The organism is Lamprobacter modestohalophilus, from assembly GCF_016583905.1.
GTDB classification, from domain to species: domain Bacteria; phylum Pseudomonadota; class Gammaproteobacteria; order Chromatiales; family Chromatiaceae; genus Lamprobacter; species Lamprobacter modestohalophilus.
The window spans coordinates 1-20058 of record NZ_NRRY01000009.1; the positions used below are offsets into that span (position 1 = coordinate 1).

Consider the following 20058-nt stretch of genomic DNA (forward strand, 5'->3'; position numbering starts at 1 on the left):
ACCAAAGGCGAGGCCTACGATCCAAAGCACGCCTTGAGTCAGGCGGTTTAACCGCCGCGAGCACCGATGAGGGATTGAGTCACATCCGAGCGAGCACGATCACCCACACCACGAGTTTCTAACCACGAGTTGCTAAGAGTGACTGTCACTGTGATGGCATGAAAGGCTTGTCCTGCATTCCTGAAACCCTGTAATCCTCACCAGCCGGCATCGCCGAGACTGAAACAGTGATAAGGACAGGAATGCGCGCGGATTCCATCAGGGCGCGAGGAGCGATCACGCCACCTCATCACGACGCCGGATATATGGCCGCAACGTTTCCTTCTGCTGAACAGTCAAGTGGCTCTTGCATCGCGGGGCGGACCATATATGAGGATTGAGGATTGAGGATTGAGGATTGAGGCGTCGCGGGAAGGCGCGGCTCAGGAGAGCCCGATCCAGCTCAGCAGCGCTGGCAACAAGAGCGCCGTGGCGAAGGCCGAGAGCGCCATCGCCAGTCCAGCGAAGGCGCCCATGGTGGCATCGACCTGAAACGCCCGGGCGGTGCCCAGGCCATGCGCGCTGAGGCCGAGCGCAAAGCCCTGCACGGCCGGGTCTTGGCAGCGCAGCAGACGCAGCACGGCGGTGCCGAACACCGCCCCGACCACGCCGGTGCTGATCACCAGCACGGCGGTGAGCGTGGGGATGCCGCCGATCTTCTCACTGATGCCCATGGCCACCGGCGCGGTGACCGACTTCGGCGCTAAGGACAGCAGGATCGCCGGCTCAGCGCCGAACAGCGCCGCGAGACCGATCGCGCTTAGGCCGGCGGTGGCGACCCCGACCGGTAAGGCGACCAGGATCGGCAGCGCGAGCGCACGCAGCCGATGGCGTTGGCGATAGAGCGGGATGGCGAGGGCGACCGTGGCAGGACCGAGCAGGAAATGCACGAACTGGGCGCCCTCGAAGTAGATCCGGTACGGGGTGTCGGTGAGCCAGAGCAGACCGATCAGCAGCGCGATGGCGACCATCACCGGGTTGAGCAGTGGCGTGCTCCCCGTCAGGCGATAGAGGCGTAGCGCGATCAGGTAGCAGGTCAGGGTCGCGGTCAGCCACAGCAGCGGCGAGGCGGCCAGATAGACCCAGATCTCGTTCAGACGACTTTCAACCATCGCTCGGTCTCCGCCGCCAAGCCATCAGACGACGCATGCCGGCCATCGTCAGCGCAGTGACCACCAGGGTGATCAGGGTGCCGAGGATCAGGGCCAGCGCGAGCGCCTGCCAGTGCGCGCGCACCCGCTCCCAGTGCAGCATCACACCGACGCCGGCGGGCACGAACAGCAGCGAGAGGTGGGCGAGCAGCGTATCGGCGGTGCGACCGACCTCCTCGGCGACGCCACCGCGCAGGAACAGCCAGCCCAGCAGCAGGAGCATGCCGAGCACCGGTCCGGGAATCGGCAACGTGGCCAGTTGGACCAAGGTCTCGCCGAGCAGCTGGCAGAGGAGGATCAGGAAGAGCGGTTCGAGCATGCGATGGCGATGAGAGCGGTGTTCAGTGCAGCGAGCATTCGAGCAGCGGCGCAGACTTCTGGCCGATCAGCGCGTTGATCGCCTCCGGCAGTTCGAGGCGCTCATGAAGTTCGTTAGATGGGATCGAACAGGAGCATCACCTGAGACGTGCCCCTTGGGCAACATCGAATCGCCAGCCAACCAGACTCGTCCACCCGTTCACCCGCAAAAACAGGAGTAGCAAGATTTGAGTGAGGTGGATCGCAAGGTATTTGCGTTACACCAAGGTCGGAAACCAGGGCCAAGAATCTCGCGCAACGGTTACATCTCGGCTTCATCGCGCGCGCCAAACAAAAAGGGCCTACGCCGCGATGACGTAAGCCCTTGCTTTATTTGGTAGCGGGGGCAGGATTTGAACCTGCGACCTTCGGGTTATGAGCCCGACGAGCTGCCTGACTGCTCCACCCCGCAACTGAGCCGCCTACTATAGGCATAGACTGAGGTTTGCGCAAGTCTTTTTTTGCCTTCACGCTGCTGCGACGCCGATGTTCGATCAGGATTCGGGGCGAATCGCAGTGGTTCGGGACAGGGACTCTCACGATTGCGCTCGCTCATAGTGCTCGCACGGACTGCTCGCACGGACTGCTCGCTCATAGCGTCTTCAGATATTCCAGCAGCGCAAGGCGTTCTTGAGCGCTGAGCAGGTCGCCGAAATCGTGCCCCTGATTGCTATAGCCGCGGCGGGAGGTGTCGTAGACCCATTTCTGCTCATCCAGGCTCGCGAATTGCTCTCGGCCCTGCTCGAGCCGCTCATAGCGCCATCCCAACTCGGCTTGGTCGTAGTCTGGGCTGGCGCTCTCGAACCGCCAGTAGGTCGGGCGTTCACGGGTGTCGAGCAGCGCCGCCAGCGTTGGCACAGCGCCGTTGTGCAAGTAGGGCGCCGTCGCCCAGACGCCATCCAACGGCGGCGCCACATAGCCAAGCCCAGGCTGCGCATTGGCATTTCGACCATAGAACGAGGCATTGAACCAACGCGCGAAGCGATCTGTACGCCGATACGCTTGCTCAGCCATCGCCGGATCGGTACCGACCTCGTCCAGCGCGACCAGCTCATTCGGGTACCGTTCACGCTCGCCGTAGCGACCATGGCATTCAGTGCACTCCGCCTTGAACAGGCGCTGCCCTTCGGCAGCCAGCTCCGCATCGATCGGATAGGGATAAGCGGGCGCCTCGAGCGTCGCTAGATAGGCGCGCACATCCTTGAACCAGGCATCGATCTCACGCGCCTCGGCGACCGAATCGGTGCAGGTGGTCGACGCCAGCATCATGTAGCCGACATGATCGCCACGCCCCTCACCGTTGTAGAACATCGCGTGCTTCTTACCGACGTTCCACCAAGGCGGCACGCTGGCCGGTAGAACCTCAGTCGGCGGCAACGGCAATAGCGGCTCATCGGACCAGGCCAGCGTCTCCGGGTCGCGATGTGCCATCAACGCGAGCGTGATCGCCTGCGCCGGGTTCGCGCCGATGGTATCGGTCATCGACCAAGGAGCAATCGCCCCGATGCGATCCGCCCAGCGCTGCCACTCGGCAACCTGAGCCTCGCCATCGACATAGGCGCCAGCACCTTCGACCGCCATCACCGGATCAGCGGTGAAGTCGAGAAACTCATTGCCAAGCCCGATCACCAGCTCGCCATTCAATGGCGCTGCATGACAGCCGAGGCAGTTGCTTGTGACCAGCTCCACGCCGCTCTCCGCAGTGAAGGCGGTCAGGGCGTAGGGTAGCTCAGCGTTACGCCCGCGCCGACCGGGGATCGCAGAGTCGGGCGCTGGATCGAAGGCTCCACCAACGCTCGCCTCAACATAGGCATCGTAGGGCAGGCCGCAGGTCACCACCGCCCGATTCACCAGGACGTCGTACCCAACCTCTGGATCACCCGGGCGCTGCGGGGTTTCCGGGATCGGCCCAGGCTCGGCCTTGGTGACCGAGCGCGGCTTACTGCCATCGCAGCCGACCAAAAACCACAGACTCATCACCAAAATTGTCGTCACCCATTTTGCACCGGCAAGCCAGCGGAGATGACGATCAGCAGACATCTGCAGCTACCTGGAAAAGCGCAGCGTCGCATCCATCAGCGAAATCGAGTGCTCTTAACGTTTTCATAACATCTGGAAAAGCTGAAATTTTTTTCATCAGTGAATGCCTATACGTGCTCGGCTTATACGTGCTTGGCTTATCTGTGCTCGAAAGGTCTGCGCTCGACAATGCCTTTGCGGATGGGCTCAGATCGCGCTCGGCCTTAATCATGACTTGTTCTGCCTGCTGCGACTGGCCAAAAAGGCAGCAGGGCAAGCAGCAGACACCCGAGCTGTTCAGATTCCAAAGCCGGTGCCAACGATTCCGCCCTCAGCGTAGCCATTGAGGTCCATGCGTCCATGACCATCCAACGCATCTGCGCCGCGCCGACCTTTCACTTCGACCGCGCCACGCCAGGTTTGATTGCCTTGCATCAGGACCGTCGAGGCCGGCCCTGAGCCCTTGCTAGCAAACAGCGGCTTGATCTCCAGCTCTAGCTCGCGCGCGGGGATCATCAGCCGCCAACCGAGAGGATAGGAGGTGCCGCCCACAGCCACCGATTTGGCGTCCGTTGGCGCCAGGGTCAGATCGCGTCGCTGCAAAACCACTTGTTCGCCATCGACTCCGATCAGCACGCAGCTCGGGATGGGCGTACCACCGCCACCGCGCCGACGCAGATGCAAACAGGCCAGCTCGGAGCCATCGTCCAGCTGCAACTGAAAGCGATTCGCCACCAACTGGCCGCGCCCTCCAGACAGTGTCTCTGACAAGTCTCCCCAGCCATGATCTAGCCACCCCAAGCCCTGCAACGGCTGCTCGACGCCCTCTAGGCGCAGACTCCCCGATACGGCCAAACGCGACTGGCTGTAAAGGCGCAACGATGCCGCCCCATCCTCAGAGGTCGGGCTTGCGAACGCCTGCTGATCGAGGACCAGCGGCGGCTTCAGCGGCGAGAAGCCCAACCTCAGCTCAACACCGCCGGCAGCCGCACGCAGCACCACCGAGCCCCCCGCCTCGCGCGCGAGCGTCCACTGCTCGATCCAAACCCGCTCGACACCAGCCTGATCCGCCCCAGCACCAGCCAGCCCCAGCGCAGCACGGCTCACGCGTTGCTCGCGCAGCGCGCCGGCCTTTATGTCGCCGCCCGCGGTCACCACCAGCTCGCCGGCAAACAGGGCATCCGCAGCCATCGCCGACGCTCGCGGCTCGGCCCGATCAGACAGCCCGAGCCGCGCCACCGTCAGCCGCACCGCGACCGGCCGTTTGCCGGCATCTTGGAGCACCGCGCTCAATTCCCAAAGCTCCGCTCGAGCCTCTGGGTGCGCGCCATGATCCGCGGGGAACGACACCGGCGCGCTAGCAGCAACCGCCGCTGGCCCGGGCTCGCTGGACAACTCAGCAAGCGCCGCGGCCAGCGCGGTCGCATCGAAGCCGCCGGAAGCAGGCATCGCCCCCCGCGGCCAGAGCCCGTAGGCCAGCCCCGCCAAGATCACCAACGCCACAGGCAATGCCAGCCAACGCATCGAGACGCTCCACCGTTAGACCAAAGAGTTAGACCAAAAAAGCTTGACCAAAAAAGCTCGACCAAAAAGTTAGACCCAAAAAAATCAACCGGCCTCGGCGACTGCTCATCGCGACCGAGCGCGCTCATATTCGGCGACCGCCCGCGACATCGCCCGCTCAAGCGCCTCAATCCGCCGCTGATCCATCGGATGCGTGCTCAAGAACTCAGGCGGCGCCCCGCCCCGCTTTGCGTTGTAGGCCGCAAAACGAGTCCAAAACCCGATCGCCTCGCGCGGGTCATAGCCAGCCCGGGCCATGTACAACAGCCCCAGCTCGTCAGCCTCCAGCTCCTGAATCCGCGAATACGGCAGCATCACTCCCAGCTGGCTACCGAGCCCGTACGCTTGAATGACGAGATCGCCGGTCGCGCCCGGGTTCGAGCCCAACGCGGCGGAGAGTCCAGCTTCACCCAGCTGCACCAGCATGCCCTGAGACATCCGCTCCGCGCCATGGCGCGCCACCGCGTGCGCAATCTCATGGCCGATGACCGTCGCCAGCCCGGCCTCATCCTTGGTGATCGGCAAGATGCCGGTATTCACGCCAACCTTACCGCCGGGCAACGCGAAGGCATTCGGCGACTGGTCTTTGAACAGCACGAACTCCCAGCGCGCATCCGGCAGCGGCGCCACCTGGCTGATCCTCCCACCGACCCGCTGCAGCATCGCGACATCCTTGCCGTTGGTCACCACCGGTTTCTGCTGCTTCAGCTGCTGGAACGCCTGCAGCCCCAGCTGGGCCTCCTCCACCGGACTCACGAGCAACAGCTGCCGCCGCCCCGTTTCCGGGGCGGTTGCGCAAGACAGCAGCGTCATCGTCAAGCTCACCGAGGTCAGCAGCGATAGCAACGGGCTTGGCCTGAAATGCCCCAGCAGACGCCACCGGTTCTTGCAATCGCCCATCGCCGTTTTAATCATCACTCGCCTCGCTGTCGAGTCGCAGCCTGCTCCAACCACCCCGCCCCGAAATCGCCCCGAAATGGACACCCACACTCATCATCGCAGAGGCACCGACACATCGCCGCAGACGTATCTACGGCTGCCCAGGATGCGCGCCGTAGCCAATCCAATGCTTGATCAGGACCGACAAGCGCTCTGATGTGATAACGCTCAGGCCGCTCCATCTGCACAGGGTTCCATGCCTCGGGTTCCGTGTCATGGGCTCCATGCCTCGGGCTCCAAGCCAAGGCTTCCCTGCCCGCGCCATATCAGGTCTCTCAGGGCCGAATCTCGATCGGCGTGCCGTCAAGGGTGTAGCGCCAGATCTCATCCATCGCCAGATTCGAGACCGCCACGCAGCCCTCGGTCCAATCCTCGTAGCGCACCAGATCAGCCAGCGCCGGATCGACGTGGCAACGCGGCTCGCCGTGGATCATGATCGCTCCCCCCGGCCTGTCGCCGCGCATCGCCGCACGGGCGCGATCCTCGACGTTGGGATAGGAGATATTGATCGCCTTGGTGAAGCGGCTGCTCGCATTGCGCCAGTCGAGCACATAGCGCCCCTCTGGGGTGCGGCCATCCCCCTCGCGCTCCTTGTGGCCCTCCGGCGCGAAGCCAAGGGCGACGCGATAGGTGCGAAACGGCTTGCCGTCACGCATCAGATAAAGCCGGCGCTGACCCTTCTTGACCAAGACCTCATCGGCCAACAGCGGCGTCGAGCGCTGCGCAGCCAGTGCAGGTCCGTCCTGGGCCTGGCGCACCACGCAGCCCGGCAGCACCGACATCGCCGCGACCGAGGCGCTGAGCCCCAACACACCGACCAGGGTCAGCCCGGATCGCGCCAGCAAACCTCGCAACGTAGTGAACGCCATGACCAGGGCGCGCCTAAGAGAGATCGACCGCGTGCCGCTTCAGATCCCCGAGATCGCAGACCTCGAGTGCACGCTCATGGGTGCTGCGCAAGGCCACCCGCGGCGCGCAGCCGGCCTCAAACGCCTCCTGCCAGCGTGCCGCGCAAAGACACCACCGATCGCCAGGCTTCAGGCCGGGGAAGCCGAAGGCGGGCATTGGCGTCATCAGGTCGTTGCCACGCGACCTCGAATACTCCAAGAACTCGCGCGTCACTCGCGCGCAGACGGTATGCGAGCCGATATCTTCGGGCCCGGTCTCGCAGGCACCATCGCGCATAAAGCCCGTCATGGGCTCGATGGAGCAGATCTCGAGTGGCTCACCCAGGACATTGCGGGCATCAGACATCAAGCATTCCCTCTGTTTAGACTCAGTTTAGACTCAGAATGGACGCTGATATGACATGCCCATGCCTCCAAGACAAGGGCGTATACGCAGGCCAGCAGACTTGACCAACGCCGCATCGGCCGCGCCGGCGATGGTAATATCCAGGGCATTCGATCAACAGGAGCATCACGACCATGGCCTACGAACAGATCCAGGTCCCAGCGACCGGCGAGCAGATTCGCGTCAACCCCGATCACAGTATCGATGTCCCGGACCAGCCCATCATCCCTTACATCGAGGGCGACGGCATCGGCGTCGACATCACTCCCGTGTTGAAGAAGGTCTTGGATTCGGCTGTCAGCAAGGCCTATGGTGGACAGCGCCAGATCGCCTGGATGGAGATCTACGCCGGCGAGAAGGCGACCAAGGTCTACGGGGCAGATGTCTGGCTACCGGACGAGACCCTCGACGCGGTTCGTGACTATGTGGTCTCGATCAAGGGCCCGCTCACCACGCCTGTCGGTGGCGGCATCCGCTCGCTCAACGTCGCGCTGCGCCAGCGCCTCGACCTCTATGTTTGCCTGCGACCGGTGCGCTACTTCCAGGGTACGCCAAGCCCACTGAAACGCCCTGAAGACACCGACATGGTGATCTTCCGCGAGAACTCGGAAGACATCTACGCCGGCATCGAGTGGGCAGCCGGCTCTGATGAGGCCAAGACCCTCATCGACTTCCTGCAAGACAAGCTCGGCGTGACCAAGATTCGCTTCCCAGCCAGCTCAGGCATCGGCATCAAGCCGGTCTCGCGTGACGGCACCAGACGCCTGGTGCGCAAGGCGATCCAGTATGCGATCGACAACCAGCGCGACTCGGTGACCCTGGTGCACAAGGGCAACATCATGAAATTTACCGAGGGCGCGTTCAAAGACTGGGGCTACGAGCTCGCGCGCGAGGAATTCGGCGCCGAGCTGATCGATGGCGGCCCCTGGTGCCGCTTCAAGCATCCAACCACCGGCAAGGACATCGTCGTCAAAGATGTCATCGCCGACGCCTTCCTGCAGCAGATCCTCCTGCGCCCGAAGGACTACGACGTGATCGCCACCCTCAACCTCAACGGCGACTACATCTCCGATGCCCTTGCCGCCCAGGTCGGCGGTATCGGCATGGCACCAGGCGCCAATCTCTCAGACACCGTGGCCATGTTCGAAGCCACCCATGGCACGGCACCGAAATACGCCGGCAAGGATCAGGTCAACCCCAGTTCGTTACTGCTCTCGGGCGAGATGCTACTGCGCCATCTCGGTTGGACCGAGGCGGCGGACTTGGTGATTCAGGGGATCGAGGGTTCGATCGCGGCCAAGACGGTGACCTACGATCTCGAGCGGCTGATGGAGGGAGCGACCAAGCTGAGCTGCTCGGCCTTCGGCGACGCCGTCATTGCCAAGATGGGCTGACGTGCATCGCGATGCCAGACCTTAGAAAGTGTCCACCAACTGCTTCCCGATTTGAGCGCCACTGTCCGGCAAGAATCGGGAAGTAGAAAGTGGACGGCTGCTTAGTACCAAGCCGCCGCGGCTAGCACAAGCCGTGGCGGCTTCTGTGACAGATTGACAGACCGCGCGTCCTCTTTGACCGGGCGCGCGCACTAGATTGCGACTACTGCATCGCCCGCTGCACGGTTGCAGCATGCAGCCCCTTCGGCCCTTGCGAGACCTCGAACTGGACCTTTTGCCCCTCTTTCAGGGTCTTGTAGCCGTCCATATCGATTGACGAGAAGTGCACGAAGACATCTTCATCGCGACCATCGGGTTGGACGAAGCCATAGCCCTTGGCATTGTTAAACCATTTGACGATACCTGTAATCATCGGAAACTCCTCTACGACTTCGCTCTTCTTCGGTTGGTTTTCCAGCTTGTTGTAGTAGGCAAGGCCGACGCTGAACGGCTCTGCTTCGCCTCCCCGGAGCAAAGCTGAACCGGGCGGGGCGTTAAGAAAGTATAGTTGTCTGATCCGCTTGGTCAATCTTGCTGCGGCAAAGCCGGTTCAGCAGCGCGCAGGCAGCATCATTCTCGGGAAGGTGCGGCACGGATGCGGCGACGAGGCGGCAATCAAGGCGTAGACGTTGTCACTTCGGGGCTGTATTTTTCCGTTCATGACCCCTACTCATCTGGAAGCGCGATTAGAAGCGCAACCAGAAACGTAACTAGAAGCGCGATAAGCGTCTTATCACAAACCTTGCGCCGCACGGGCCACTCCCGCCGGCACAGAAACACGCTAATTAGGTCGATGCCGCACCGATTCACCACAGCTTTCACCCTCTACGTCATCCGCGGGACCCAGATAAGCCTGTCGAATCAGGAAGAAGGTGACGACGGCTCTGGACTGTCGGTGGAAGAGGCCAAGCCTGCAGTCAAGCGCCCACCGCTCTACAAGGTGCTGCTTGTCAACGACGACTACACGCCAATGGAGTTCGTCGTCCATGTGCTTGAGTCCTTCTTCAGCATGTCGCCGGAAAAGGCGACCCAAGTCATGCTGCATGTGCACACGCGCGGCGTCGGTGTCTGCGGCGTCTTCACACGCGACATCGCCGAGACCAAGGTCTCGCAAGTCAATGATTTTTCGCGCAAAAACCACCATCCACTGCTGTGCACGATGGAGGAGGCTTGAGATGCGCCTTGAACAGCAATCCGTCTTCAACGAACCGTTCCGGGGTCACAGTCCATGCTGAGCAAAGAGCTTGAATTCACGCTGAACCAGGCGTTCAAAGAGGCGCGGGCAAAGCGGCACGAGTACATGACGGTCGAGCACTTGCTGCTCTGCCTCATCGACAATCCAGCTGCCGCCAAGGTGCTTCGCGCCTGTGCCGCGGACAATGACAAACTGCGCATCGATGTGGCGACCTTCATCGAAGAGACGACACCACTGATCGCCGAAAACGACGAGCGCGAGACCCAGCCCACGCTCGGCTTCCAGCGCGTGCTGCAGCGGGCTGTGTTCCATGTGCAATCGGCCGGCAAGAAGGAGGTCACCGGCGCCAACGTCCTAGTCGCCTTGTTCAGCGAGCAGGACAGCCAAGCCGTGTATCTTCTGAGTCAACAAGACGTCTCCCGGCTGGATGTCGTCAACTACATCTCCCACGGTATCTCAAAGGTACCGGGCGAGGACCAAGATGACGATGCGCACGCCGAGCCAGACGAGGTGCGCAGCGACGACAAGGAGGCGCCGAGCGCGCTCGAGAACTTCGCCACGAATCTCAACGAGATGGCCCGCCAAGGCCGCATCGATCCGCTGATCGGCCGGGCCAGCGAGGTCGAGCGTACTGCCCAGATCCTTTGTCGGCGGCGCAAGAATAACCCACTGCTGGTCGGCGAGGCTGGCGTCGGCAAGACCGCCATCGCCGAAGGGCTGGCGAAGAAGATCGTTGACGGTGAAGTACCGGAGATCCTGAACGACGCGGTGATCTACGCCCTCGACCTCGGTTCGCTGGTGGCCGGCACCAAGTATCGCGGCGACTTCGAGAAGCGCCTGAAAGCGGTGCTTGCCGAGCTCAAGCGCAAGCCACACGCGATCCTGTTCATCGATGAGATTCACACCATCATCGGTGCCGGCGCCGCCTCCGGTGGCGTTATGGACGCCTCCAACCTGATCAAGCCGGTACTCGCCTCGGGCGATCTACGCTGCATTGGCTCCACCACCTATCAGGAGTATCGCGGCATCTTCGAGAAGGATCGCGCACTGGCGCGACGGTTCCAGAAGATCGATGTCAACGAGCCCTCAGTCGAAGAGACCATCGAGATCCTCAAGGGCCTCAAGAGCCGCTTCGAAGAACATCATCAGGTCAGCTATACCAACCCGGCGCTGCGCGCCGCCGCTGAGCTCTCGGCCAAGTACATCAACGACCGTCATCTGCCCGACAAGGCGATCGATGTGATCGACGAAGCGGGCGCCAACGTCCAGCTGCGCCCCGCCGCCAAGCGCAAGAAGCGCATCGATGTGACCGATGTCGAAAGCATCGTCGCCAAGATCGCGCGTATCCCGACGCGCAAGGTGTCCAGCTCCGATACCGAGTCGTTGCGCCATCTCGATCGCGACCTGAAGATGGTGGTCTATGGCCAGGAAGAGGCCATCGATGCGCTGACATCGGCGATTCGGATGAATCGCTCTGGCCTCGGCACCGACGAAAAGCCAATCGGCTCGTTCCTGTTCACCGGCCCCACCGGCGTCGGCAAGACCGAGGTCACGCGCCAGCTCGCGCGCATCATGAGCCTGGAGCTGATCCGCTTCGACATGTCCGAATACATGGAGCGGCATACGGTGTCACGCCTCATCGGCGCCCCGCCCGGCTATGTCGGCTTCGACCAGGGCGGCCTGCTGACCGAGGAGATCACCAAGCATCCGCACTCGGTGCTACTGCTCGACGAGATCGAGAAGGCCCATCCCGACGTCTTCAACCTGCTGCTGCAGGTCATGGACCATGGCAGCCTGACCGACAACAACGGCCGCAAGGCGGATTTCCGCAACGTCGTGCTGGTGATGACCACCAACGCCGGTGCCGAGGAGACCAGCCGCCGCTCGATCGGCTTCACCGAGCAGGATCACTCGACCGATGGCATGGAGGCGCTGAAGAAGTACTTCACGCCTGAGTTCCGCAACCGGCTCGACGCGATCGTTCAATTTGGCGCGCTCGACGCCAAGACCATTGGCAGCGTCGTCGACAAGTTCCTGTTCGAACTCGAGGCACAGCTCGCTGAGAAGAAGGTGGCGCTGATGGTTGAGCCAGAGGCCCGTGCTTGGCTAGCAGAGAAGGGTTACGACCCGAAGATGGGCGCCCGACCGATGGCGCGCGTGATCAAAGACCACATCAAGAAGCCGCTCGCGAACGAACTGCTATTCGGCGAGCTCAGCGGTGGTGGAACCGTCGTGGTGCGTCTCGGCGAGGACGACGAGCTAACGTTCGGCTTTGAGACCGAGAAGACGGCCGCTTGAGGTTATTGGCATTCTAAGGAGCCCGGATTCAGGGATGATCCGTGGCCCAACCTAATGCACAGAGCGCGTCGCCACCCTGGACCAGGCAGCCCTTACTGCACGGTCACCGCGATTAGCGAACGCGATAGGTGATGCGGCCCTTGGTCAGGTCATAAGGGGTCAGCTCAACCGTGACCTTATCGCCCGTGAGGATGCGGATGTAATGCTTACGCATCTTGCCGGAGATATGGGCGGTGACAATGTGACCGTTCTCGAGCTCAACCCGAAATACGGTGTTCGGCAGGGTCTCGGTGACCACGCCTTCCATCTGGATTACGTCTTCTTTTGCCATGACTATGAAATCTGTGTCGTGATATCGCGTACGGACTGAGCATCAGCCAAGGGCGACCTGCCCTAGCGAATCGCCGCCGTAAAACCGCACGAGTATATCACAGGCCAGCCTGACCCTTGGAATCGGGGGATACCCTCAAGACGCGAAACGGATCTGCTCAGCGCGCTCGAAACGCTGCCACTGCTGACCATCCCAGGCCTCGATCGGCCGAAATCGATCCTTGTAGGCCATCTTCGGGCTCTCCTCGATCCAGTATCCCAGATACAGGTAGCTCAGGCCCAGCCGCGCGGCCTCACGCGCCTGCGTCAGCACCGCATAGGTGCCGGGCGCTCGCGCCGCGAGATCGGGGTCAAAGAAGGTATAGAGTGCGGAGAGGCCGTCCGGGAAGATGTCGGTCACCGCCACCGACATGAGCCGCTCGCCCAAGTAGGCCTCGATGAACCAGGTCTGACCACCCCAAGGGCTGAGCAGGAAACGCATGTAGGTCTCGACCGAGACATCGTCGGCCATATCGCCGTCACTGTGCCGCGCCAGGATATAGCGCTCGTAGAGCTGGTAATGCACCGGCCGCAACTGCACTGGCTTGAAGGCGATGCGCACATCGGTATCGTTCAACGCCGCATTTCGGCGCTGGGAGCGGCTCATCGCCAGGTCGGCGACCGGAACCCGCACCGGGATACAACGCTGACAACCGCGACAGGCGGGGCGATAGAAGTGCATACCGCTGCGCCGAAAGCCGATCTGCTGCAGCCACTGCGCCCGCTCGCGATCGATCCGCGCCATGGGGTCGACGAACAGGGTCCGAGCGCGCAACCCTTCGATATAGGAACAGTCATGTTCGCCGGTGAGATAGAGCTGCAGATGGCCCGGGATGGTCCGATTCGCGTTCATTGCAATGACGTCCTACAGCGGTCGCAGACCTCAGTCTGCGCAAACGCGCTCATCTGAGCAAGCGCCTGAACAAGCGTCCGAACAACCAGGATAATGCAGTTGGCCATCATCCCAGTGGCCAATCGGCGACGGCCGATCGCGCAGCGCGTGCAGGCGGGCCAAGAAGCGCTCGCGTGGCATGAGCTCGGCCCCCATGCGTTGCAGATGCGAGGTCAAAACCTGGCAATCGATCAGCTCGACTTTGTGGCGGATCAGGTGCTCACACAGGTGCACCAGTGCCACCTTGGAGGCATTGTCGACCCGGCTGAACATGGATTCGCCGAAGAAGGCGCCGCCGATCGCAACCCCATAGAGACCGCCCACCAAGTGCCCGTCTTGCCAGACCTCAATGGAATGGGCAATCCCGTGCACATGGAGGCCACAGTAGGCGCTGATCATCTCCGGCAGCAGCCAAGTTCCCTGGCTGCCCGGCCGCGGCCCGGCACAGGCGCGGATGACCGCCGGAAAATCGCGATCCATGGTGACAGCAAACGCCCGCCGACGCAGCAGCTTGCGCAAGCTGCGCGAACAATGTAAATCGCTCGGAATCAAGACGGTTCGTGGGTCCGGTGACCACCACAGAATGGGGTCGCCTTCGCTGTACCAAGGAAAGATGCCATGCCGATAGGCGTTGATGAGGCGCCCGTTGCTCAGATCCCCTCCCACCGCGAGCAGGCCATCCGGGTCGCGCATGGCCTCTGACGGGTCAGGAAACGAACCGCTGGGGTCATTTGGCGCCAAGAGATAGGGCATCGACATCGCTGACACCAACCGGGCTCCCTCCATAAACGTCCCAATCAACCCAGATCGCGCCGGTAAGGGCTGCGCTCGTTCATCTCGGCGATGTACTCTTCCACCGCCTCGATCTCGTGCTCGAGGAACTTGCCAATCGGCTCGTGAAATCCGGGCTCGGCAATCCAATGCGCGGACCAGGTGCGGGTCGGCAAGAAGCCGCGTGCAACCTTGTGCTCACCCTGCGCGCCTGGCTCGAAGCCGCTGAGCCCCTGTGCGATGCAGTGCTCGAGCCCTTGGTAGTAGCAGGCCTCGAAGTGCAGGCTATGGAACTCCTTGGAGCAGCCCCAGTGTCGACCATAGAGGGTTCGCGCACCGACCAAGCAGAAGGCTGCGGCAACGATCTCACCCGCGTGCTCTGCGAGCACCAGCAGCGTACTGTCGCCCATCTGAGCGCCGAGCTCGCGAAAGAAGGGTAACGATAGGGTCGGGATGCCACCCCGCTTGTCGAAGGTATCCTCATAGAGTTGATGGAAGATCGTCCATTCCTCGGCGGTCGCCTCGCTGCCCGGCACTCGGCGGATCGAGACGCCAGCCTCTGCCACCCGACGACGCTCGCGCTTGATCTTCTTGCGCTTCTCGGCGCTGAAGCGGGCGAGCATGGCGTCAAAATCGGCGTAGCCCTGGTTCTGCCAATGGAACTGACAGCCTAACCGCGGCATGAACCCCGCCGTGCGCATCCAGCCGGTCTCTTCATCGCTGCTGAAGAGCCAGTGCAGCCCGGAGACGCCCATCTGCTTGGCGACCTCGAGTGACCCCTTGATCAAGGCCGCTGCAAGCTCGGCCCGATTCGGCGCATCACCGGTCAGCACACGCTGCCCGGTCGCGGGCGTATAGGGCGAGGCAACCACGAGCTTGGGATAATACTCGAGCCCGGAGCGCCGATAGGCGTCGGCCCAGGCCCAGTCGAAGACGAACTCGCCGTAGGAGTTGAATTTGAGATAACAGGGGGCAACCGCAACCAACCGCTCGGCCTGATCGAACAGGCCAAGATGACGCGGTAGCCAGCCGAAGCGCTCGCCAACGCAGCCGTGCCGCTCCATCGCCGCGAGGAACTCGTGCCGCAGATGCGGCAGATCCTCACCCGCGAGCCGATTCCAGTCGGCCGCAGTGAATTGATCGATCGATGAGTAAACGCGGAGCTGATACATCGCCCCTTAGAATGGCCACCATCGGATCAGTTGCAAGAGGAAGGCCACAGCGGCCAGCGCGCAACCGGCCGTGATCAAGATAAAACGTCCAGTCCAGCCCTGATGCCGACCGTGCTGAATGCCTAGCACGACACCGGCAAGACACAGGATCAAGCCAAACTCGCTGACCATCAGCAGCGTCAGCAATGGCAACAAGGGACCAGACTCGGGATCAGCCGACCGGCTCCCGCCACCGATCCAGAGCACCCCGAGAAGAGGCACGGCCAGGGTCAGCGCAATAGCCGGAAACTGGTGACGCTTCATCGCCGCATTCCTCCTCGGTTCCGCACTCGGTTCCAAGCCAGCCGCCGCAGGCTCAACCCGCGAGTCCGTCGAGATACTTCTCGGCGTCCAGTGCCGCCATGCAACCAGTGCCCGCTGAGGTAATCGCCTGCCGATACACATGATCCATCACATCCCCAGCCGCGAACACACCCGGGATCGAGGTTGCCGTGGCATTGCCCTCAGCGCCGGACTTGACCTTGATGTAGCCATTCGACATCTCGAGCTGACCGTCAAAGATCCCCGTGTTCGGTTTGTGCCCGATGGCGATGAACACGCCCTGCAGCTCGACCTCCTCGGTACTGCCATCCTGCACGTTCTTGATCCGCATCCCAGTCACCCCGCTGCTGTCACCAAGCACCTCGTCGAGCATATGATTCCAGGCGATGCGCACATTGCCGTTGTCGGCCTTCTCCAGCAAACGATCCTGCAGCACCTTCTCAGCGCGCAGCGCGTCGCGACGATGCACCAGCGTCACCTCTGAGGCAATATTGGCCAGGTAGAGCGCCTCTTCGACCGCGGTATTGCCGCCGCCGATCACCGCCACCTTCTGGTTCTTATAGAAGAAGCCATCGCAGGTCGCACAGGCTGAGACGCCGCGGCCACGAAACTGTTCTTCCGATTCGAGCCCGAGGTACATGGCGCTGGCCCCGGTGGCGATGATGAGGGCATCGCAGCTGTAGGTGCTCGAGTCGCCGGTCAGTAAGAACGGCCGTTGATCCAGGGCCACCTTGTTGACATGGTCGAAGATGATCTCGGTGCCGACCTTCTCGGCATGGCGCCGCATCCGCTCCATGAGATCCGGCCCCTGCAGATCATCCGGATCGCCCGGCCAGTTCTCGACCTCAGTGGTGGTCATCAACTGCCCACCCTGCTCTAGGCCGGTCACCAGCACGGGCTGCAAGTTCGCGCGCGCCGCATAAACGGCCGCGGTGTAGCCAGCCGGTCCCGAGCCCAGGATCAGCAGCCGGCAGTGTTTGGTGTCGCTCATCGTGATACTCCAATGCGCCCAGATTCAAACCGTTGATGGTACGCAGGCACCCGACCAGGGTAAAGCAGCACGCCAGCATCAGGGCTTTCAGCCCGACCCAGTCACTATCATCGAAACACGACGAAGTTCCCCGTCTAAGGCTATAATCCGCCAAACGTTAGGAGGATCATGTGGAACAAGCGACTCGACTCAGACACGCCCGTCTCGGTGATTATCTAGAGCGCGCCTGGCGCGAAGGAGCACTCTGGGCCGTCGTCATCATTTCACTCTATCTGGTGTTGGCGCTCGCCACCTACTCACCGGATGACCCCGGCTGGTCCTTCGCCGGGGAACAGGCCATGGTCGCCAACACCGGCGGGCGCTTTGGCGCCTGGTTTGCCGATCTGTCCCTGTTCCTGTTCGGTGTGTTTGCCTATCTCATCCCGATCGGCCTGGCTGCAAGCGCCTTTCTGATCTTCCGCGAGCGCGAGCCAGAGCCCGAGACCAAGCTCTATTGGCTCGTATTACGCTGGATCGGGCTTCTACTCACCCTCGCCGCCGGCGCCGGCCTCGCCAGCCTGCAGTTTGCTGGCCCATTCGGCGATCTTCCAAACGGCATCGGCGGCGGCCTTGGCCAGATGGTCTCTGAACTCGCGGCGGCGGCCATCGGCCTCGGCGGCGGCTCGCTGTTATTACTCGGGCTGCTGCTGATTGGCCTGTCGCTGTTCACCGGACTCTCGCCGCTGCTCATCGTCGATGGCATCGGCGACCTGACCCTCATGGTACTGCGTTTCCCCGTGCCGCTCTATCGGCGCATCAGCGCAACGCTCGCTGAGCGCCGTCAGCGACAGGATTGGGAGGCCGAATGGGAGGACGAAGACGACTCCGAACAGGACTGGCTTGACGAGATCGAGGACGATGATGCCGACGCATTAGAAAAGCGTGTCGAGCCATGGCGCAGTAGCGCGAGCCGCTTCGACGAGATCGACCTGCCCGAGACCACGGCTCCGCAGCAGACGCCCAAACAGACGCCCAGGAACGCGATTCGTAGCCTCAATGACGAGACGCACGGCCATTCAACCGAGCTGGCCGAGACAGGCTTAAGCATGGGCGTGCCGCCTCTGCATAGCGCCGAGCCAAACCTCCAGATCAGGGTCGGTACGGGCTTCGATTCCTCGTCGACGCTGGCCCGCGCCGCCACGCAAGGACGACCGAGCGAGCCGCTCTCAGCGCCAGCTTCAACATCGGTGGCCGAGACGGCCAAGCACGAAGACGCCGAGTCGCTTGGATCTGGCTGGCAGGAGCCAGCAAGCGAGCGGACAGTAGAGACTCAAACGCCTGCTACCGAGGCCCTTTCGCCGACCCTCGCAGAGCGCTCGATGCCGGCCGCCGCTGCGAGCCCAACGCTGTCGCCGACCCCTGCGATAACGCCCCTGGCGCCCCCGGTGGTCGAGCCGGCCTGGGCCGACGCAGCGACCTTCACCCATACGCCCGCGGCCCGGCCCGCAGTTCCGCAGCCAGCGCCGAGCGGCACCATGGCGATCCGCGGCGACTTCAGCCAGCGGCCACCGCTCGACCTGCTCGATCCACCCCGGCGCAGCGGCAATGCCGCCACGCCAGAGCAGATCGAAGCCATGTCGCACGAGCTCGAGGCGCGACTGGCTGAGTTTGGCGTCGTCGCCGAGGTGGTCGAGGTGCATCCCGGCCCGGTCGTCGCGCTCTTCGAGCTTGAGCTCGCCCCCGGTGTCAAAGTCAGCAAGATCACCGGCCTGAGCAAGGATATCGCGCGCGCCCTGTCGAAGATTAGCGTGCGTGTGGTCGAGGTCATCCCCGGCAAGTCAGTGATCGGCATCGAGGTGCCGAACGATCAACGCGAGATGGTCACCCTGAGCGAGATCATCGGCTCGCGCGCCTATCACGAGGCTAAATCGCCGCTGACCATCAGCATGGGCACCAACATCTCTGGCGAGCCGGTGGTCGCCGACCTGGGTCGGATGCCGCATGCGCTGATCGCCGGCACCACCGGCTCCGGTAAATCGGTCGCCATCAACGCCATGATCCTGAGCCTGGTCTACAAGGCTGGCCCGGATGATGTGCGCCTGATCATGGTCGACCCGAAGATGCTCGAGCTCTCGGTCTACGAGGGTATCCCGCATCTGCTCACGCCGGTGGTCACCGATATGAAGGAGGCTGCCAACGCGCTGCGCTGGTGTGTCGGCGAGATGGAGCGCCGCTACAAGCTGATGGCCTCTCTCGGCGTGCGCAATATCGCCGGCTACAACCGCAAGGTGCTCGACGCCATCGCCGCCGGCGAGCCGATCTCGGACCCGACCTATGCGCCGCTGGTCAACGCCGCCATCGCCCAGGGCTTCGAACCGCCCGAGGTGCCCACGCTTGAGAAGCTGCCGAACATCGTCGTCATCATCGACGAGCTCGCCGACATGATGATGGTGGTCGGCAAGAAGGTCGAAGAGCTGATCGCACGCCTAGCGCAAAAGGCACGTGCCTCTGGCATCCATCTCCTACTGGCAACCCAGCGCCCGTCGGTCGACGTGCTCACCGGCCTGATCAAGGCCAACATCCCAACCCGAATGGCGTTCAAGGTCTCGGCCCGGGTCGACTCGCGCACCGTGCTCGATCAGATGGGCGCCGAACATCTGCTGGGCCATGGCGACATGCTCTATCTGCCGCCGGGCGGCAGCATCTCGCAGCGCGTCCATGGCGCCTTCGTCGACGACCATGAGGTGCATAAGGTGGTCGACTTCCTCAAGCAGCAGGGGACGCCCGAGTACATCGAGAACATCCTGCAAGAGCCGTCCGACCATCTACCCGGCATCGATCCGGAACCCAAAGGCGGCGGCGATGTCGAGGATCAAGATCCGCTGTTCGACGAGGCGGTGCAGATCGTCGTCGAGAGTCGCCGCGCCTCGATCTCAGGCGTCCAACGGCGGCTGAAGATCGGCTACAACCGCGCCGCGCGCATGATCGAGGAGATGGAACGCATCGGCGTCGTCGGCCCCGCCGAGACCAACGGTAACCGCGAAGTGCTCGCGCCCCCACCACAGGACTGAATCTCGTGATCGATAGAGATCGAATCGCCCGCTCTAGCCAGGCTGAAGACTCCAGCATGGCTCATCCAAACCTTCGCCATCTGCCGCCCCAGCAGCCCTCTCGCCGCAGCGTCGGTGCAGCCGCGCGCCACAGCGGCACACAGCAGCAAAACGGATGCTCGCTAGCATCAGCAAAGAGGCAGTCAGCACAGAGGCAACTAGCAAA

At 62.7% G+C, this 20058-nt stretch carries 18 protein-coding genes and 1 tRNA gene; 4 read left to right on the plus strand and 15 right to left on the minus strand.

The features are described from left to right. Positions 1-422: 422 nt before the first annotated feature. From CKO42_RS07480 to CKO42_RS07515, 8 genes are all read right to left on the minus strand, one after another. A complete protein-coding gene (locus CKO42_RS07480) occupies positions 423-1151 on the minus strand; it encodes an LrgB family protein (protein WP_200241366.1) in 729 nt (242 codons plus the stop codon). Beyond that, positions 1144-1509 (minus strand): CidA/LrgA family protein, encoded by a 366-nt coding sequence (locus tag CKO42_RS07485; RefSeq protein ID WP_200241368.1) that lies wholly within the window; start codon positions 1507-1509, stop codon positions 1144-1146. Before CKO42_RS07485 ends, CKO42_RS07480 begins: the two co-directional genes overlap by 8 nt. Positions 1510-1882: 373 nt before the next feature. Beyond that, a tRNA-Met gene (locus CKO42_RS07490) sits at positions 1883-1959 on the minus strand. A 179-nt stretch (positions 1960-2138) separates the two neighbouring features. Further along, a complete protein-coding gene (locus CKO42_RS07495) occupies positions 2139-3524 on the minus strand; it encodes a c-type cytochrome (protein WP_242479200.1) in 1386 nt (461 codons plus the stop codon). A 339-nt stretch (positions 3525-3863) separates the two neighbouring features. After that, complete coding sequence (locus CKO42_RS07500; protein ID WP_200241372.1) at positions 3864-5090, minus strand: lipocalin-like domain-containing protein; 1227 nt, start codon at positions 5088-5090, stop codon at positions 3864-3866. 105 nt (positions 5091-5195) lie between these two features. Then, a complete protein-coding gene (locus CKO42_RS07505; RefSeq protein ID WP_242479201.1) occupies positions 5196-6044 on the minus strand; it encodes a M48 family metallopeptidase in 849 nt (282 codons plus the stop codon). A gap of 299 nt (positions 6045-6343) precedes the next feature. Next, positions 6344-6937: a L,D-transpeptidase family protein gene (locus tag CKO42_RS07510; protein ID WP_242479202.1), complete on the minus strand. Its 594-nt coding sequence runs from the start codon at positions 6935-6937 to the stop codon at positions 6344-6346. A gap of 13 nt (positions 6938-6950) precedes the next feature. Next, positions 6951-7322 carry a DUF2237 family protein gene (locus CKO42_RS07515; protein WP_200241374.1) on the minus strand — a complete coding sequence of 124 codons (372 nt, stop codon included), beginning with the start codon at positions 7320-7322 and terminating at the stop codon, positions 6951-6953. Positions 7323-7495: 173 nt separating this feature from the next. On the opposite strand from CKO42_RS07515, the gene icd reads away from it, so the two are divergent. Then, positions 7496-8755 carry an NADP-dependent isocitrate dehydrogenase gene (gene icd / locus CKO42_RS07520; protein ID WP_200241377.1) on the plus strand — a complete coding sequence of 420 codons (1260 nt, stop codon included), beginning with the start codon at positions 7496-7498 and terminating at the stop codon, positions 8753-8755. A gap of 202 nt (positions 8756-8957) precedes the next feature. Here the strand turns inward: icd and cspD are convergent, their stop codons facing one another. Further along, positions 8958-9167: a cold shock domain-containing protein CspD gene (cspD, locus tag CKO42_RS07525; RefSeq protein ID WP_200241800.1), complete on the minus strand. Its 210-nt coding sequence runs from the start codon at positions 9165-9167 to the stop codon at positions 8958-8960. A gap of 420 nt (positions 9168-9587) precedes the next feature. Here cspD and clpS point away from each other — a divergent pair, with 420 nt between their 5' ends. After that, entirely contained in the window at positions 9588-9968 is a 381-nt protein-coding gene (clpS, locus tag CKO42_RS07530) for an ATP-dependent Clp protease adapter ClpS (RefSeq protein ID WP_200241380.1), read from the plus strand. Between the two features lie 54 nt (positions 9969-10022). Next, positions 10023-12287, plus strand: a complete 2265-nt coding sequence (clpA, locus tag CKO42_RS07535) for an ATP-dependent Clp protease ATP-binding subunit ClpA (protein WP_200241383.1) — start codon at positions 10023-10025, stop codon at positions 12285-12287. A gap of 112 nt (positions 12288-12399) precedes the next feature. On the opposite strand, the gene infA is transcribed toward clpA, so the two are convergent. The 6 genes from infA to trxB all read right to left on the minus strand — a co-directional run bounded on the left by infA (position 12400) and on the right by trxB (position 16803). Then, complete coding sequence (infA, locus tag CKO42_RS07540; protein ID WP_200241386.1) at positions 12400-12618, minus strand: translation initiation factor IF-1; 219 nt, start codon at positions 12616-12618, stop codon at positions 12400-12402. Between the two features lie 135 nt (positions 12619-12753). Beyond that, complete coding sequence (locus CKO42_RS07545; protein WP_200241389.1) at positions 12754-13509, minus strand: arginyltransferase; 756 nt, start codon at positions 13507-13509, stop codon at positions 12754-12756. Between the two features lie 30 nt (positions 13510-13539). Further along, entirely contained in the window at positions 13540-14301 is a 762-nt protein-coding gene (aat, locus tag CKO42_RS07550; RefSeq protein ID WP_200241802.1) for a leucyl/phenylalanyl-tRNA--protein transferase, read from the minus strand. A gap of 44 nt (positions 14302-14345) precedes the next feature. Next, complete coding sequence (locus CKO42_RS07555) at positions 14346-15491, minus strand: GNAT family N-acetyltransferase (RefSeq protein WP_200241392.1); 1146 nt, start codon at positions 15489-15491, stop codon at positions 14346-14348. 6 nt (positions 15492-15497) lie between these two features. Continuing rightward, positions 15498-15794 (minus strand): hypothetical protein, encoded by a 297-nt coding sequence (locus CKO42_RS07560; protein ID WP_200241394.1) that lies wholly within the window; start codon positions 15792-15794, stop codon positions 15498-15500. A gap of 52 nt (positions 15795-15846) precedes the next feature. Beyond that, on the minus strand, positions 15847-16803 hold the full coding sequence (gene trxB / locus CKO42_RS07565; protein WP_200241396.1) for a thioredoxin-disulfide reductase: 957 nt from the start codon (positions 16801-16803) through the stop codon (positions 15847-15849). Positions 16804-16973: 170 nt separating this feature from the next. On the opposite strand from trxB, the gene CKO42_RS27905 reads away from it, so the two are divergent. Next, the gene (locus CKO42_RS27905) at positions 16974-19853 is read left to right on the plus strand and encodes a DNA translocase FtsK 4TM domain-containing protein (protein WP_200241408.1); all 2880 of its coding nucleotides are present in this window, start codon (positions 16974-16976) and stop codon (positions 19851-19853) included. The last annotated feature ends 205 nt before the right edge of the window (positions 19854-20058 follow it).

Excerpts from the sequence above, each read along its gene's own strand:
- CKO42_RS07555 (WP_200241392.1), bottom strand. The coding sequence starts at position 15,491 with ATGTATCAGCTCCGCGTTTACTCATCGATCGATCAATTCACTGCGGCC.
- CKO42_RS07485 (WP_200241368.1), bottom strand. The coding sequence starts at position 1,509 with ATGCTCGAACCGCTCTTCCTGATCCTCCTCTGCCAGCTGCTCGGCGAG.
- clpS (WP_200241380.1), top strand. The coding sequence starts at position 9,588 with ATGCCGCACCGATTCACCACAGCTTTCACCCTCTACGTCATCCGCGGG.
- cspD (WP_200241800.1), bottom strand. The coding sequence starts at position 9,167 with ATGATTACAGGTATCGTCAAATGGTTTAACAATGCCAAGGGCTATGGC.
- CKO42_RS07560 (WP_200241394.1), bottom strand. The coding sequence starts at position 15,794 with ATGAAGCGTCACCAGTTTCCGGCTATTGCGCTGACCCTGGCCGTGCCT.
- aat (WP_200241802.1), bottom strand. The coding sequence starts at position 14,301 with ATGCCCTATCTCTTGGCGCCAAATGACCCCAGCGGTTCGTTTCCTGAC.
- CKO42_RS07495 (WP_242479200.1), bottom strand. The coding sequence starts at position 3,524 with ATGAGTCTGTGGTTTTTGGTCGGCTGCGATGGCAGTAAGCCGCGCTCG.
- trxB (WP_200241396.1), bottom strand. The coding sequence starts at position 16,803 with ATGAGCGACACCAAACACTGCCGGCTGCTGATCCTGGGCTCGGGACCG.
- infA (WP_200241386.1), bottom strand. The coding sequence starts at position 12,618 with ATGGCAAAAGAAGACGTAATCCAGATGGAAGGCGTGGTCACCGAGACC.
- CKO42_RS07515 (WP_200241374.1), bottom strand. The coding sequence starts at position 7,322 with ATGTCTGATGCCCGCAATGTCCTGGGTGAGCCACTCGAGATCTGCTCC.
- icd (WP_200241377.1), top strand. The coding sequence starts at position 7,496 with ATGGCCTACGAACAGATCCAGGTCCCAGCGACCGGCGAGCAGATTCGC.
- CKO42_RS07480 (WP_200241366.1), bottom strand. The coding sequence starts at position 1,151 with ATGGTTGAAAGTCGTCTGAACGAGATCTGGGTCTATCTGGCCGCCTCG.
- CKO42_RS07545 (WP_200241389.1), bottom strand. The coding sequence starts at position 13,509 with ATGAACGCGAATCGGACCATCCCGGGCCATCTGCAGCTCTATCTCACC.
- CKO42_RS07500 (WP_200241372.1), bottom strand. The coding sequence starts at position 5,090 with ATGCGTTGGCTGGCATTGCCTGTGGCGTTGGTGATCTTGGCGGGGCTG.
- CKO42_RS07510 (WP_242479202.1), bottom strand. The coding sequence starts at position 6,937 with ATGGCGTTCACTACGTTGCGAGGTTTGCTGGCGCGATCCGGGCTGACC.
- clpA (WP_200241383.1), top strand. The coding sequence starts at position 10,023 with ATGCTGAGCAAAGAGCTTGAATTCACGCTGAACCAGGCGTTCAAAGAG.
- CKO42_RS07505 (WP_242479201.1), bottom strand. The coding sequence starts at position 6,044 with ATGATTAAAACGGCGATGGGCGATTGCAAGAACCGGTGGCGTCTGCTG.